The 16,937-nt window shown below is 37.7% G+C and carries 8 protein-coding genes; 4 read left to right on the plus strand and 4 right to left on the minus strand.

What is annotated here, in order from left to right; translation table 11 throughout:
• The 3 genes from ABY905_RS06200 to ABY905_RS06210 all read left to right on the plus strand — a co-directional run.
• The coding region (locus ABY905_RS06200) for a Calx-beta domain-containing protein (RefSeq protein ID WP_372641642.1) at positions 1 to 6,212 on the plus strand (6,212 nt) is incomplete at its 5' end.
• A 9-nt stretch (positions 6,213 to 6,221) separates the two neighbouring features.
• Entirely contained in the window at positions 6,222 to 7,163 is a 942-nt protein-coding gene (locus ABY905_RS06205) for a type IX secretion system membrane protein PorP/SprF (RefSeq protein ID WP_372641644.1), read from the plus strand.
• A 30-nt stretch (positions 7,164 to 7,193) separates the two neighbouring features.
• The gene (locus ABY905_RS06210; RefSeq protein WP_372641646.1) at positions 7,194 to 8,975 is read left to right on the plus strand and encodes a hypothetical protein; all 1,782 of its coding nucleotides are present in this window, start codon (positions 7,194 to 7,196) and stop codon (positions 8,973 to 8,975) included.
• Positions 8,976 to 9,362: 387 nt separating this feature from the next.
• Here the strand turns inward: ABY905_RS06210 and ABY905_RS06215 are convergent, their stop codons facing one another.
• On the minus strand, positions 9,363 to 9,665 hold the full coding sequence (locus tag ABY905_RS06215; RefSeq protein WP_372641648.1) for a winged helix-turn-helix transcriptional regulator: 303 nt from the start codon (positions 9,663 to 9,665) through the stop codon (positions 9,363 to 9,365).
• 170 nt (positions 9,666 to 9,835) lie between these two features.
• Between ABY905_RS06215 and ABY905_RS06220 the strand changes: the two genes are divergently transcribed.
• Positions 9,836 to 10,435, plus strand: a complete 600-nt coding sequence (locus ABY905_RS06220) for an NAD(P)H-dependent oxidoreductase (RefSeq protein ID WP_372641650.1) — start codon at positions 9,836 to 9,838, stop codon at positions 10,433 to 10,435.
• Positions 10,436 to 11,024: 589 nt separating this feature from the next.
• Here ABY905_RS06220 and ABY905_RS06225 read toward each other — a convergent pair.
• The 3 genes from ABY905_RS06225 to ABY905_RS06235 all read right to left on the minus strand — a co-directional run.
• Positions 11,025 to 11,612, minus strand: coding sequence for a DUF502 domain-containing protein (locus ABY905_RS06225; protein WP_372641652.1), 588 nt, complete (start codon positions 11,610 to 11,612; stop codon positions 11,025 to 11,027).
• A gap of 291 nt (positions 11,613 to 11,903) precedes the next feature.
• Positions 11,904 to 16,490, minus strand: coding sequence for a translocation/assembly module TamB domain-containing protein (locus tag ABY905_RS06230; protein ID WP_372641654.1), 4,587 nt, complete (start codon positions 16,488 to 16,490; stop codon positions 11,904 to 11,906).
• Positions 16,491 to 16,505: 15 nt separating this feature from the next.
• Positions 16,506 to 16,937, minus strand: a 432-nt coding sequence (locus ABY905_RS06235) for a BamA/TamA family outer membrane protein (RefSeq protein ID WP_372641656.1), incomplete at its 5' end; no start/stop codon positions are given.

The following is a 16,937-nucleotide window of genomic DNA, read 5'->3' on the forward strand; positions in this document are numbered from 1 at the left end:
ATGATGCGGCAGCAGTAAGTATCGCAGATATCAGTGGTGCAGAAAACGGTGGAGACATTACTGTAACTGCAACACTAAATTTTGAAGTTGTAGGTGGATTTACAGTCGATGTTAATACCGCTGATGGAACTGCAACACTAGCTAATAGTGATTACACGGTCATATCAGGTCAGACCTTAACTTTTGCAGGAATAGCTGGAGAGACACAAACGTTCACCCTGACTCCAATAGCCGATGCAATTTTGGAAACGGATGAGACCGTTTCAATAAGTATGAATAACCTGTTAGGAACTGCATTAGCTGTAGACATTACCGATGGAGCCACAGTAACCATTGATAATGATGATGCATCTTCGGTCATAATAAGTAATGGAAGTGCGACAGAAGGAGATGCTTTAAGTTTTGATCTGACTTTGATAGATGATGTGCAGGGCGATGTCGTTGTTGATGTTAGTTTTACTCATGTGAGTACAGAGGCTACTGACTTTACTAGCAGTGTTCAAACGATCACTTTTTTAGGTGGAACTTCAGGGATCCAGACTGTAATAGTCCCAACAACGGAAGATACCCAATTGGAAACTAGCGAGACGTTTATCGCCAATCTTGCACTGGGTTCAGGTAATGTCAATTCAGAAGTTGTTACTAGCGACACTGGAATTGGAACCATTACCGATGATGACACAGCTGCCGTTACTATCGCTGATGTCTCAAGTAATGAAGATGCGGGAGCAGTTACATTTACAGCGACATTGGATAATGCTGTAGAAGGAGGTTTTGAAGTTGAAGTGAATACTGCAGATGGAACCGCAACGATTTTAGGAAATGATTACATAGCATTAATTGGTCAGACAATAATCTTCACAGGAACAGCAGGTGAGACGCAAAATTTTAGTGTCGTCCCTACTTCCGATACTGTTCTGGAAGAAGATGAGACCGTTGATATCAGCATGAGCAATTTATTGGCTACGACACTTGATGTTCAAATTACTGATCAGGCTAGCCTAACGATTCTAAATGATGATGCTGCCGCTATAGTCACCATCAACGATGCTCAGGTAATTGAAGGAGGAGTATTGAGTTTTGATGTGAGTTTGGATAATAATGTTCAGGGCGATGTTGTTGTTGATATTAGTTTTACTCATTTGAGTACTGAGATTAATGATTTTACGAGCAGTGTTCAAACCGTCACTTTTACAGGTGGGTTTGCTGGTACTGAGACAATCACATTAGGCACGACTAATGATTCAACTCTTGAAATTGATGAGACCTTTACTGCAAGCTTATCATTGAATAGTGGAAACCCGGCAGTTATTACATCCGATACAGGACTAGGAACAATTATCGATGACGATGATGCAGCAGTTTCCATTAGCGATGCTACTATAGTCGAGGGTGGTATTTTGAGTTTTGATTTAAGCTTAGATAAGAATGTTCAGGGTGATGTTATTGTTGATGTTTCTTTTACCAACATCAGTACATCAAATAATGATTACGATGAACTGCCTCAGCAAGTCATTTTTACAGGTGGCTCTGCTGATACTGAGACGATCACATTAGTAACGACTGATGATTCAACACTTGAAATTGATGAAACCTTTACGGCAAGCTTATCATTGAATAGTGGTAATCCAGAAGTTCTTACAAGTGATACTGGACTTGGAACTATCACCGATGATGATGATGCAGCAGTCTCAATAAGCGATGCTACAATTACTGAAGGAAACATTTTGAGTTTTGATGTGAGCTTAGATAAGAACGTTCAGGGAGATGTTGTTGTTGATTTGATTTTTACCAATATCAGTACTTCTAATAATGATTTTCAGCATAGTGCTCAGCAAGTCACTTTCATTGGAGGAACCGCCGGGACCAATATTATTACATTAAGCACTACCGACGATTTAACTCTTGAAATAGATGAGACCTTTATGGTAAGCCAATCACTAAATAGTGGGAATTTGGAAGTTGTCACTACTGACACAGGAATAGAGACTATTACTGATGATGATGATGCAGAAGTCACAATTGATGATGTGATTTCAGAAGAGGGAGAAGGAATTGTTTTTAATTTAAATTTGAATAATAATGTAGAAGGAGATGTTGTCGTTGATGTGTCATTTACTAATATAGGTACGTCTGATAATGATTTTACGAACAGTGTTCAAACGATCACCTTTGCAAACGGATTTCTAGGAATCAAAACACTAATGGTTCCTACAACTGAAGATACTCAATTAGAATATAACGAGACGTTTACAGCGATTCTCACACTGGGTTCAGGTAATGTCAATTCAGAAGTTGTCATAAGTGATACAGGACTTGGAACCATTACCAATGATGACACAGCTGCCGTTACTATCGCTGATGCTTCTGGTAATGAGGATGAAGGTGCAATAATATTTACAGCAACATTAGATAATGCTGTAGAGGGAGGCTTTGAAGTTGATGTAAATACTGCTGATGGAACCGCTACAACAGCAGGAAATGATTACATGGCATTAAATAGTCAGACACTTATTTTCTCGGGTACAGAAGGGGAGACACAAAATTTCAGTGTGATACCCACTGCTGATGCGATCTTGGAAGAAGATGAGACCGTTGGTATCAGTATGAGTAATTTGTGGGCTACGCAGCTCGATGTTCAAATTACTGATCAGGCTAGCCTAACGATTCTAAATGATGATGGTGCCGCTAAAGTCACTATCAGCGATGCTCAGGCAACAGAAGGTGGCGTTTTGAGTTTTGATCTAACACTTGATACCGATGTAGAAGGTAGTGTTGTAGTCGATGTCTCTTTTGCCAATATCAGTACCTCTGATAATGATTACGATGAAGCGACTCAGCAAGTCACTTTCTCAGGTGGAACTCCTGGGACTCAGACAATCACATTAAGTACGAACGATGATTTAATTCTTGAAGTTGATGAGACCTTAACGGCAAGCTTATCTTTGAATAATGGGAATCCGGAAGTTATAACGAGTGATACCGGAATTGGTACCATCATTGATAATGATGATGCAGCATTATCGATTACAGATTCGAGTGCTTCTGAGGGAGACCCTATTTCATTTACTTTAGACTTGGATAAAAGTGTTCAAGGTGAACTTGTCGTTGATGTTATTTTTTCTCATGGAACAAGTGAGAATGGTGATTTTAACCATACGAGCCAGCGTTTCACTTTCTTAGAAGGATTATTGGGAACACAGACAGTTTTGGTTCCTACCTCAGAGGATTTAGTCTTGGAAGAGGATGAGACTTTTACTGTAAGTTTAAGTCTGTTCTCCGGAAATAGTGAAGTTGTCACAACTGACACCGGATTAGGAACGATAACTGATGATGATTCGGCACAAGTCACGATTGATGATATGATTTCTGTAGAGGGAGATGCAATAGCCTTTAATTTAAATCTTAATAATGATGTAGAAGGGGATGTTGTGGTTGATGTGAGTTTTTCACATGTGAGTACAGAGGTTAATGATTTTACGAGCAGTGTTCAAACCTTCACTTTTTTAGGTGGAACTTCAGGAATCAAGATTGTAACGGTACCAACAATAGAAGATAACCAATTGGAAACCAGCGAGACGTTTACAGCGAATCTTGCACTGGGTTCAGGTAATGTCAATTCAGAAGTTGTTACAAGCGACACTGGAGTTGGAACCATTACTAATGATGACACAGCTGCCGTTACTATTGCTGATGCCTCGGGTAATGAGGATGATGGGGCAGTTATATTGACAGCGACGTTGGATTTTCCTGTAGAAGGAGGCTTTGAAGTTGATGTGAATACCACAGATGAAACCGCAACCTTAGGAGGAAGTGATTACACTGCATTAAATAGTCAGACACTTATTTTCTCGGGTACAGAAGGGGAGACACAAAATTTCAGTGTGATGCCCACTGCTGATGCGATTTTGGAAGAAGATGAGACCGTTGGTATCAGTATGAGTAATTTGTGGGCTACGCAGCTCGATGTTCAAATTACTGATCAGGCTAGTTTAACGATTATTAATGATGATGGTGTTGCTAAAGTTACTATCAGCGATGCTCAGGTAACAGAAGGGGGAATGTTGAGTTTTAATGTGAGTCTGGATAAGAATGTTCAGGGAGATGTTGTTGTTGATGTGTCTTTTGCTAACATCACTACTTCTAATAATGATTACGATAATCTGACCCAGCAAGTCACTTTCTCAGGTGGAATCGCCAGGACTAAAATAATTACATTAAACACTACTGACGATTTAACCCTTGAAGTTGATGAGACCTTTACTGCAAGATTATCATTGATAAGTGGGAATCCGGAAGTTATTACAAGTGATACAGGACTTGGAACGATTACCGATGATGACGATGCAACAGTTTCAATAAGTGATGCTACGATAGTCGAGGGAAGCATTTTGAGTTTTGATTTGAGTTTGGATAAGAATGTTCAGGGCGATGTTGTAGTTGATGTTTCTTTTACTAATATAAGTACATCAGATAATGATTACGATAATCTGACTCAGCAAGTCACTTTCTCAGGTGGATCTGCTGGTACTGAGAAAATCACCATAGTCACTACTGACGATTTAACTCTTGAAATTGATGAGACCTTTACTGCAAGCTTATCATTGAATAGTGGGAATCCGGAAGTTATTACAAGTGACACCGGATTAGGAACGATTGCTGATGATGATTTAGCAGAAATAACAATAGATGATATGACTTCAGAAGAGGGAGATGCAATTGTCTTTAATTTAAGTTTGAATAATAATGTCGAAGGGGATGTTGTTGTCGATGTTAGTTTTACTCATGTGAGTACGGAGGCTAATGATTTTACGAGTGATGTTCAAACGGTCACTTTTATCAACGGAAATTCAGGAATTAGAACCGTTACGGTCCCAACAACAGAAGATGTTCAGTTAGAATCTAGAGAGATGTTTACAGCGATTCTTTCACTTGGTTTAGGTAATGTCAATCCAGAAGTTGTCACAAGTGATACTGGAATTGGGACCATTACTAATGATGATGCTTCAGAGATTGGTATAGTTGCAACAGCACAAGCAACCGAGCCAGATATAGATGGTCTTTTCACATTAAGTTTGACAAATCCTGTTGATATTGATACTGAGGTGACTTATACGGTTGGAGGGACAGCAAGTCCAGGGCTCGATTATTCAGAAGTTGGTTCAAGTGTGACGATTCCAGCAAACAGCACAGAATTCACGATTGATGTTAATGTAATTGATGACAAGATAGTCGAGTCTGGCGGTGAGACAGTAGTTCTAATGCTAAGTACAACCAATAATGCTGTAACAGTCGGCTCAGTAAATGAAGCCACGATATTTATAAACGATGATGATTCGACTGTGATTAATGATTCTCCTATTGCTGGAGATGATCAAGTTGATACCAGAGATAATGAGGAAACTATTATTACAGTTCTGGATAATGATTCAGATGCAGATGGTGATGTTTTGTCAGTAAGTATTCTGACTGATCCTGAGTTTGGAGAAGTGATCGTGAATGAAAATGGAAGCCTGACTTATATTGCCGATTTGGGAACTTATTGTAAAACCGATCAGTTTGCCTATCGTATTTGTGACCCTGATGGCTTGTGTGATGAAGCAATAGTCAATATTGAAATTGGTGTAATGGATAGCGACGAGGATAGTGTGCCTGATGCAGTAGAATCATTAATCGCTGATACCGATTCTGATTCAATTCCTGATTATCTTGATTTAGATAGTGACAATGATGGCATTTCTGATGAAGATGAAGCACAACTTTCGGATCAATGTTCAGATCTCCCTATTGATACGGATAGTGATGGAATTCCTGATTATCTTGATTTAGATAGTGACAATGATGGTTATTCTGACGAAGAGGAAGGTAAAGATGATTGTGATGGTGATGGTGTTGCCAATTATATAGATTTTTATGATGATTGTGGTGAATATGTATCTACTCCAGAAGGATTCTCTCCTAATGGCGATGGCGTAAATGAATTCCTAGTGTTCAAAGGGATTAAAGATTTTCCGGATTCAAAACTGATTATTTTCAACCGATGGGGATCGATAATATATGAAGCAACAGGCTACCAAAACAACTGGGATGCCCGTGCAAAAAGTGGAATGGCTGTTGGAACTGATATCGTTCCAGAAGGGACTTATTACTATATTCTTGATCTGGGTAACGGATCAAAACCAGTTAAAGGATTCGTTTATATCAACTATTAATAAAAAGCTATGAACAAGTCATTAAAATCTCAAATATGCATAGCCTTATTCTTATTGCTTTTCACTTGTTCAGAACAGGGGAAAGCACAACAGGATCCGATGTATACGCAATATATGCACAACCCCTTAACGGTGAATCCGGCCTATGCTGGGAGTACAGATATGTTAAGTGCTATGTTTTTAGCTCGTGAACAATGGGTTGGATTTGAGGGTGCTCCCAAATCTAGAACTTTGACAATGAATGTTCCTATAAGTAGATATAATATAGGAACTGGTTTCGCATTTATAAATGATGAACTAGGACCAGTAAAGCAGAATAGTATTTTTGCTGATATAGCGTATCACTTAAGGCTTAGCGATCGGGGCACCCTTTCTATGGGTATCAAGGGGGGCTTTGATATGATCCAGATCGATTTAATGACCCTTGATTTGGATCAGGGAAATGATGATGCTTTCTCACAAAACTACACAAAGGAATTACTTATCAATTTTGGAGTAGGCTTGTATTATTATACAGATCGATTTTATTTTGGAGCTTCTACTCCCAGAATATTGCGAAATAGCTACGATAATGATGGAATCAACATAACCAGCTTGGGCTATAAAGAACGTCACTATTTTGTTACAACGGGAGCACTTTTCGATTTGAATGATAATATCAAACTGAAGCCATCTATTCTTTCTAAAATTGTTTGGAATGCGCCCTTGTCAATCGATCTGTCCGCCAATTTTATATTTAATGATATGCTTTGGCTAGGTGCGGGGTATCGCATTGAAGATTCTATGAATTTCTTAATTCATTATCAATTAACAGATCAAATTCGAGTGGGTTATGCTTTTGACTTGACAGAATCAGAGCTGCGACGTTATAGTAATGGAACTCATGAAATAATGGTGGCATTCGATTTCCTGTTCAACAAAAAGAAAATAATGACGCCAAGGTATTTCTAAAACCCAATGGGAACAATAAAATTGAAGAGTATGAAAAGGATTAATTGTACAATACTATTTATTGGAATTTTATTAATCAGTACTTCGGTGAAAGCTCAGATGTCTGATCGGGCCAACAAGTATTTTGAGTCCTTCGCATATCAGGAGGCTATTGAATTGTATGAGATTCTGTGGCAAAAAGACAGCTTAAATGAGTCTGTTGCAAAACGATTGGCCATTTCATACAGAATGATTAATAACGCCGAACAATCGGAACAATGGTATGCACGCGTTGTAAACATGCCAAGTGTCGAGATTGATGATTTTTTGCACTATGCAAAGGTCTTACAAAGCAATAAAAAATATGATAAAGCTCAGATATGGATGAATAAGTATATGAAAAGTGATCCAGAAGCCATACTAAATTTTATTGATCCTGTTTATATTCAGGATTTGATGAATGATTCGATTCGGTATAAAGTTCAAGTCATAAAGGCGAATTCCGAGGCATCTGACTTTGGGGTGAGTTTTTATAAAAATCAGCTTGTTTTTTCATCAGCCAGAGAAAGAAGAATGTTGATTAAAAGAAACTTCAAATGGAACAACCAGAATTACCTTCGACTCTATGAAGCTAAAGTTGAACCTGATGGTGAATTGAGTGAAATCCTCCAATTTTCAGACAAGTTAGCAACCAATTATCATGATGGCCCTGTTTGTTTTAATGAGGAAGGTGATGAAATGTTTCTGACACGAAACCATGTTTCTAATTCAAAAAGGGTCAAAAGAAATCAGGAAGGAATTGTAAGTATTAAGTTATATTTTTGTAAAAAGGAAGGTCATAAATGGTCCGAACCTGAATTGCTCCCATTCAATATGGAAGGTTACTCAACAGGACACCCGTCGTTATCCTCTGATGCTAAAAGTTTGTATTTTATTTCAGATCGACCTGGCGGTTTTGGTGGCACCGACTTGTATGTGTGTCATAGAGATGAAAATGGATGGGGAAAAGCGGAGAATTTAGGTTCTCAGGTGAATACGTCTGAGAATGAGATGTTTCCTTTTATTACTGGAACCCAGAACCTATATTTTGCCTCAAAAGGTCATCCCGGGCTTGGTGGACTGGACCTTTTTTCGATAGATTTAAATCAGAAAGATACAAAGCCAGTTAATTTGGGATATCCTATTAATACGTCGAAAGATGATTTTGGTTTGATTCTTAAGAATGGGAAGGGTTATTTTGCTTCGAATCGATTAAAAGGAGAAAGCTTCGATGATATTTATAAATTTTCAATCGAGTCTAAATTGATTAGAGGACAGGTTTTTCAAACCAATACTAATGAGGTTTTGGGAAATAGCCTTGTTACATTAAATGATGAAAATGGTCACCCAATAGAAACTGTAACAACAAAAGAAAACGGGAAATTTAAATTCTTTGTTAGGGGCGGACAGGATTATCAAATCAGATCGGTTAAAGAAGGCTTTATTGATGGTGAAGCTCTTATTGCAGCTTCTTATTTAAAGGATAAAACAGAATACTCTACTCTGGTTTATCAGGCTACGGATAATGCATTAGTTTTGGAAGGATTAGTTGTCGTCAAAGAAGGGCAAAGTCCTATCGAGGGATTGACGATTTCTGTGTATGATGAGCAAACAAAAGAAAGATTTGAATTGACGAGCGATTGGGAGGGAAAGTTTTCTTGTAAACTCAAGCGTGAAACCCTATATAAGCTTAAATATCTTAAAGCCGGTTTTATGTCGAAATATGATCTGATCAACACATATAAATTATTAAGGAATAGAATTCAGATTCGTAAGGAGTTCTATCGCTTATAGGTTGGCAAAACCTTTGTCATGAACTATATATTTGGATAAAACCAATATCAGGGTAGCAACGCTTACAACTCTACATTATCTTAACGAGGAGTAAAATCTGCCGTTGCCTTAATCATTTCAAAAAACAGGATATTTGTCAAAGGATATAGCGAAAGCAAGCTAATCAACCGCTGTGCTAATGGAGTGAAATGTATTAAGGCTGAACACCAGACCAATCGCCTAACAGAAGTGAAGGAGTTGGAAATGTAATGTATCTCATTTTTAAATAATAGAGCCGTACATAAAATGTGCGGTTCTTTTTTTTTAAAACATAAATCCAAAATTAAGAGTTAAAAATAGGTCAAGAGTTACTCCAGAACTCCGGGGATCTGATTCTGGCTGGTCACCTTATTCAGTCATTTCAATATTCTCTAGTGTGTTCGCGGTTTGAATTCCCCATTTTCTTATTTCATCTAAGACATGGGATAGAGTTTTACCAAATTCAGTTAAAGAATATTCGACCTTTAATGGAGGTTTACTTGTATAAACGATCCTCTTGATTAAGCCATCTTCTTCCAATTGTTTTAATTGCAAACTCAGTGTGCGTTCAGTGACCAATGGAATCATTTTTCTCAATTCATTGTAACGTTTGGTTCCATCAGTTAGATGAACCAATATGACTGTTTTCCATTTGCCCCCAATAAATTTCATAGTCAAACTTGTGCAACAGGGATATACTTTATCTTGAATTTGATACATGGTTTCGAGAGTTTATTTGGATATAAATTAATACTATCCTTTTTGACCGTTATTGCAAAAGTATATAACTATACTTAGGTTTGCAACTATAATTAGTATAGTGGAAATTAACAAAGATAAATATGAATTTTTTAGAATTAATGCAAAATCGTTATACAACGAAAAAATACGATCCATCAAAAGTTGTTTCTGATGTACACATCGCTGAATTAAAAGAGATTTTACAATTGAGTCCATCTTCAATTAATAGCCAACCTTGGAGATTTACTTTTGTTTCTGACAAAAAAACTAAAACCGCATTAGCAGAAGCTTCCTATTTTAATGCAAACAAAGTTTTAGATGCCAGTCATATAGTGGTGTTTAGTGTTCTTGATGATATCAGTTTATTTGAAAGACAATTACAGGGGAATTTAGCTGAGGCAGCTTTAGGTTATTATAATCAGTTTTTGAAGCCAAAAAAAGAAGAGGAAATAAAATCATGGATGTCTCACCAAGTCTATTTGTCTCTAGGTGTCTTTTTGAGTGCGTGTGCTAGTATGAGAATTGATTCAACACCTATGGAAGGTATCGTTTCTGAAGAATATGCTTCCATCCTGCAACTTGATAAGGATAAGCCATTATTTGCAGTAGCTATTGGCTATAGAGATGCTAATGATGAAAATCAACTTTCAATAAGCCCAAAATTAAGGTTAGAATATAATGAAGTGATAAAGTCTATCTAAGTACTTAATGATGTCAAGATGTTATTAAGCTTCGTAGACTATGATATTAAGATAAAGCTGTTACTGACTCCCTATGGATCGGTTGCAGCTTTTTCTTTTAGCGTATTTAATGTGAATTAATTTAATGCTTTACTTTTTTGAAGAGCCATCAAAATTTATGAAAGTTTAGGGCATAAAATAAGTATCAAGGTTTTTGCAACTTTAATGCTTTAAAGCGGAGAGAGGTATTGTTCCTCGTTCTTCGACATGAATTCTTGATTTCGTAGTGAATACTATAAAAGAGATTTTCGTAGCTAAACTTCGTGCTTTTGGTATGCAAGGACTTGCTTTTTCTGGAAAGAGAATTTTGTTTTTACTTCCACGCAGCGAAATAATACTTTGTGGATTAATTTTTTCTACTTCTTCTTCCAAAACAAGAATATCGTCGAGAGATAAGAAATTTATTGCACAGAAACCTTCAATATAATCTATTTAGCTATCTTCATCTTTAACATGTTTTTGAAGAAATAGGTTTATATTTTTTTGAAGGCTGAAAAGTATACAATATTATTACTTAATTACTCTGGGTTAGAGTTTGGGAATAATTAGCTCAACTTTCTTGTTCCTGATCACTAAAGCCTGATACACCTCCAGAGATAATAAATTTCATGGCTTCAGTGGGGCTGATGTCTATAGTTTTTATTTGAGATCTTGGAACAATAAACAGTTCTCCAGAGAAATTATAGGAATGAGGAAAATATACAGCAACTTTTTCCTTTTCGTTTAGTTTTGTCAAGTCTTCTTCGGTTAAAAATCCTATTTTTTCAAGATTAGAAATAGGATTTACCAAAACAAGTACCGGTCGGTTAAATTTTTTCCCTTTACCTACAAATGCGGAAAATAAGTCGTTGAATGCAGAATAGATTACTTTTAGCAATGGAACTTTATCCAATAAGCTTTTAAAGATAAATTTAAAGGGTCTGGCAATTATACTTTGCCCCATTATCCCAGTTATAACTAACAATAATGCCATTACTAGAATTCCTAATCCAGGGATATCTATATCGAATAACTTTTGAAATGTTTTATTTACAAGATTATCAATAAAACTAAAGATTAAATAGATGATATAGCCAGTGATCCCAATTGGAGCGATATATAGAATGCCTTGAAAGAAATAATTAACTAGTTTTTTCATGAGATCTTAATTTTGGGAAACTGTATGTGAATTTTACTCATTAATTTACCAAGCAATATTAGGCATAAATACCAAATTACCTATTCTGTGTGTTGCTTTTAATTGTTTTAGATCAAGAGGTAATCTGCAATTTTAAATGTTATAAATTATACGAATGCATCCGCTTTCAGAACTTATTAAAACCACGTTTTCTCCATGAGCCAATTATTCCAATAACTGTTACGGCAAGAGCAACGACCTTCTGTAACGAGGCTGGTTTATTCGATTCAAAAACTTGAGCTTTTGTCCCCTCTACTTCCAAGTCCACTTGATAATAAAATCAAACCCTGAATTTGTACTTTGATTGGTTGCCTGTAAAAACAGTGAGCGATAGAATTGGTATTCCATAGATATTTTTTCGGGCTCAATTGTTTTATCCTTTTTATTTAAAGTAAAAGTGCGTTCGTAGCTCAGGAACAAATTGTTGGTAATGTATTTCCCAATGGATACACTGCTCTGAGTTCCTCCACCTTTTCCTGAAATTTCTATTACGTCTAGTCCTAGAGACGATTGCAGGGCATCTTTCATGACGTTGGAAATTTGTCCGATGGCTAAATCCTTGGCAATATCTATGTTACTCTTGCTTGTAGATGCCGTTTCCCTAGTATCCAGCTGACTGGAACTCTTGTTAAAGAGCAGATAGGAAATTGCATCTTTTTCCTCAATAGGGCTGTCTTCTAGGAAAAACTCTACTTTGGGTTGAGATACTCGGCCTGATATATTTAGATTAAGTTTCTGCAACTGATTCTCAGGATCACGAAACTTATAGGCTATCTTGAAGTTGACGACCGGATTGATTTGTTGTCCTCCTGTTAGTGTAATTTTGCCTTCCTCCACCTCAAGCCTGCGGCCGTATATCTTGTAGTAGCCTCGCTTAATATTCAAATCACCGAAAAAATCAATTTGTTCCCCATCCTTTATGGCTTTGATCTTGCCAGCCAGTTCGAAATTCATATTTTTCCCTTTCAACCATGAATTGCGAGGGATTTCGACTATGAATTGCCCCTTGAGATTCTTATAAATATCAGGAGTGCCTCTGAGACTAGTATCCTTTTTCACTTTTTGTTGGCTTTGCTTTTCTTCGGATTTTTCCTGAGCTTTTACAAGCAAAGGCTGATCCATATCTACAACGCTACTATTGTATTCTTTTAACAGAATATCAGTATTTAGCAAAGAACTCAATATGGTGATATTCCCATCAAAGACAGAATGCTTTGCATCGCCTTTTACTGATAAATCGGTATTTAATATCGCCTTTACCATTTCAGAATTAAGAGCCGTGAAATTTTCACCTTTCAGTTTGATATCTACGTTTTTTATTTTACCCTTCAAAAGAGAGTCTATCTCTATTGCCCCCTTTACATTCAGCTTTCCTTCACCAGATGAAACACGAAGCGTATCAAGCAAGAAGAGATTATCCTTCAGCTGGCTGCGCATTTCAATCTGACTGTAATCTATCCCCAATTTATTATAGATCACAACTCCTTTATTCAGTTTAAACTTCCCACTCACCTCAGGTTTTCTGATGGTATTTCTAATATCCATCTCCATACTCACCAAACCTTTTGCCTCCAAGCCCCTTAGTGGGAGGTAGTAAGCAAATTGGCCGAGATCCAGTTCATCAATTTTAATTTTGGTATCTAGAGGCTTGTTGGCCCTGAAAACAAATAGGCTATCAGTAAAAGCAATACGCATTGGAAGCTGGAGCTTTGCCGAAATGATTGGTTTAGTTTTTCGATTCAAAGTACTTGTTAAGGTAAACTCCTCATCAGCATATCTAAAAGAGTTGGTAAGATTACTATAATTCAATTGATCCATTACTGGCTGTGCAATTACAAGGCTGCCGCCTGCGACAGGGTTCTTCGCGGTACCGGTGATGTCAAGGCCAAAATTCAATTTCCCTGAGTACTGATAGGGGATTAGTTTTAATTTGGAGAATTGAGAAAGGTCCATGTTCGTAATAGCCAGATGCAGGTCTTCATTACCCCGAAAAGCAAAAACGCCATCGACTTTTACTGCACTTTTCTCCGAAGTGATCTCAAGCTTGTGAAATTCGATGGAATCTTTTCCAAAACGAATAAAACTGTTTGGCCCCCCTCCAAGCCAATGGTTGTTATAAATATTTAAGTCGATTTTTGGAAGATAGAGTGATGGATTTTGCGCTATATGCAATTCGGATAAAATATTACCTTTTAGGCTGTCAGAAGCATGAAAAGCAAAGGAACTAACAACCTTTTCTTGATCTAAACTGCTCTGAAACTGCATCCCTTCAACTTCAAGATTTTGGAAACGGGCATCCTTTATCTCCAAGTCCACATTACCCGAATATCCTTTGCCGGTAAATAACAAACTGGCCTTGGCCTTAATGCGATTTGCAGCGATGGAGTCAACCTTTAACTCTTCCAATAGCAACCAGGTGTAGAAGCGAATGGAGTCGGAAGGACCGGAAATATTAGTCTCAAGTTGTCCTTCAAAACTCAAATCCTCCCGTTTGAAAGTGGAACTGAGCTTTTGAATATCCTTGGTTTGGATGCCAAGAGTAAGTTGGTTCGATTTCTTCCAGTGTCCTTTTCCACTGATCTCTCCCAAAACAAAAGGGGTTTCTATTTTGAATCCCTGTAACAGGTACTTCCCTTGTTTGACGCTTAACTGCGCATCAAAATCATCCAAGGGCATACCCAAGAAAGTTGATGAATCAACCTGCATCTGGATTTCAGCCATTAAGGAATCAGGGCTAATTCCTGTTCCATTGGCCTCGAACCTTAGGTGGATGTCGGATTGTAGAGTATCGTTTCGGGTAATTTTAGCAAGGTTAATGTTATTCACCTTGCTCAAAATAGAGTAGGAGGGCTGGGTAAACATTTGACTTATATTCACCGTAGTTTCCAAGCTTCCGAAGATCGTATTGGCAAACAGTTTTCCTTTGAGGTGTTGCTCTTTCTTCTCCAATTCAGATGTGAAGTTCTCCATGTAATAATTTCCAAAATTGGCATACCCTATCTTTGCATCCATATGCAGATATAAGTTCTGTAGGTTGATGGGGATTGAAGAGCTATCTGGCCCAATTGAATCGCTCTTTGACTGAAAATCGCTGAGAGAAAAATTGGAGTTGATATTTGCTTGAGTATTACGTATTCCAATTTTTTTGGTTCTGAACTCTTCTATCTTAGCATTCGATTGAAAAGCCAACCGACTTAAAGGCCCGGAAAGCTCCCCATCTAATTCTCCTTTAAAATGTGTTATTGGTAAACCGAGTGTTTCCATGGTTTTTTCCATGTTTTCTGCGCGAATACTAAAACCCAACTGATTTTGCCCTGAAATCTGCCCAGATCCTCGAAGGCTTGCCTTAAGGTAGGGAGTCTCAACATGAATGACCTCAATCGTGTATTCCTCCCTTTTGATGCCAAGCCTGGCATTTACTTGTGAGATTGTCTGCCCAAAAATGTAGGATTCTTCGGATTGCAGTTGAATATCTGCTTCTATTTCACCAGGTAGTACGCCTTGTCCGTTGGCTTGTATGTTCAGATTGATATTAGAGCTCAGTTTGTCATCCCCGATTAATGTTCCCAGATTGAGTCGCAACAACTGAATCATAACATCATATCTGGGTTCTGAAAAGACTTCTTCCAGATAGAATTTGGAAACCAGATCTCCGAAGACTGTTCTGCCTTTCAGATCGCCTTTAATTACATCCTTTTCTTTGTTTAAAGACAATAGTAAGTTATCCAACTTGTAATCTCCGTATTTCAAATCAGAAAACTGAGCCTTGCCATCTAAGCTGCCTTTTCGAAAATCGAATCTCTTACCCTTAAATTCAAAACTTCCCCTTGTGTTGGATTGCAATTCGGCCCTATGGGTCCAGTATTCACCATTCAAGCTATCGATTTTAACAACGCCCTCGTAGGTTGGAATACTGTTTAAATCGGCTATTTGCCCCTGAATCTTAATACTCTGATTATTCTGCGTGATATTACAATTGATGTTGCTACTATTGCCCTGATTGCTCAGAAGGAGTTCCATCCTGACTTCACCATGAAGACCAGGCAACCATTCATTCAGTTCATCAAAGTTGATGGGAGATGCTTTAAAGCTTAGCTCAGAATAATAGGGCTTGTTGAGCGGTATCGATCCCCGTGTTTGGATAGCTGTGCCCCCTAACTGAAGTTCAAAATCCTGCCAGCTATAAACAGAATCAATAATAGCTGCCTGAAACTTTAGTTTATCGAACTGAAGAGATGGTTGCTGCGTGGAAAGCTTAAAGTCATCCAAATTCAGTTTCATACTGTTTGGAGCCATTTTGAAAGAAAGAGAAGCATCCAGTTTGAGCGAGCGTGGAATCTTTCTATTTGTGTTAAGGGGGGTAATGTCGGCTTCTAAATCTGTAACATTTACCTTTTCAAGATCAATTTTCCAGTTGAACGATGCACTCTTTGTATCCTTTTTGGCTGTTTCGCCCTGGGGAAGCAATCTCTGAAAATTCCATAAGCTGTCGCTGCCTTCTTCTAGCTTAAGTTGAAGTCCTTTAAGATTTATCAGATCAATCTTGATTTTTTTAACCAATACGGCCCAAGGATTTAATTTGATCTCTATCATATCAAGGCTGGCCAACTCCTTTTCCTCCTGTTGAATTCTTATTCCATTTACCTTAAAGTGTGATAGAGGGTTACCCTCTATGCTTTTCACAGTCAGTTTCCCGTTCAACTGTTGACTGCCACTTTTGGATATCCTGGTGGCGATCCATTGGTTAAAGTTTCCGGTGGAAATGGCAAATAGCAATACAGCAAGAATAACCAGAATTCCTGCTACAACAAAACCTGCTATTTTAAATATGCGTTTCATCTCTTTTTTTTAATATTAAAAGGCATGTCCGATTGTGATAAAAAACTGGAGATTGAACTTTTCTCCCAATATTGGTGTAGCAAAATCCAGTCGAACAGGTCCCACCGGAGTTTTTACACGTAAACCCAAACCTGCGTCATAGTTGAAGCTTCCTGGGGTAAATCCCCATGAATCTGACCATACATTTCCTATGTCCATAAATGTAACTCCCGAAAAGATTCCAAAAAGAGGAAATCTCAACTCTATACTATTCTCGATCATACTATTCCCACCTACCTTGCTTCCATCTTCATTTACGGGCGAAATCTGGTGGCGTCCCCAACCTCGCAGAGATAAAGCTCCTCCTATGAGAAAACGGTCTTCAATAGGTGTTTGACTATCACCTTGGGTAGGTTCAATTGTACCGATTTTTATTTTGCCTGCAAGCACTACTTCTTTTCCAAGTGG

This window comes from Ancylomarina sp. (assembly GCF_041555295.1).
In the GTDB taxonomy this organism is placed as follows: Bacteria; Bacteroidota; Bacteroidia; order Bacteroidales; family Marinifilaceae; genus Ancylomarina.

Bases quoted from the DNA above. Each gene is read 5' to 3' on its own strand.
- ABY905_RS06210 (WP_372641646.1), top strand. From the start codon at position 7,194: ATGAAAAGGATTAATTGTACAATACTATTTATTGGAATTTTATTAATC.
- ABY905_RS06215 (WP_372641648.1), bottom strand. From the start codon at position 9,665: ATGAAATTTATTGGGGGCAAATGGAAAACAGTCATATTGGTTCATCTA.
- ABY905_RS06220 (WP_372641650.1), top strand. From the start codon at position 9,836: ATGAATTTTTTAGAATTAATGCAAAATCGTTATACAACGAAAAAATAC.
- ABY905_RS06225 (WP_372641652.1), bottom strand. From the start codon at position 11,612: ATGAAAAAACTAGTTAATTATTTCTTTCAAGGCATTCTATATATCGCT.
- ABY905_RS06205 (WP_372641644.1), top strand. From the start codon at position 6,222: ATGAACAAGTCATTAAAATCTCAAATATGCATAGCCTTATTCTTATTG.
- ABY905_RS06230 (WP_372641654.1), bottom strand. From the start codon at position 16,490: ATGAAACGCATATTTAAAATAGCAGGTTTTGTTGTAGCAGGAATTCTG.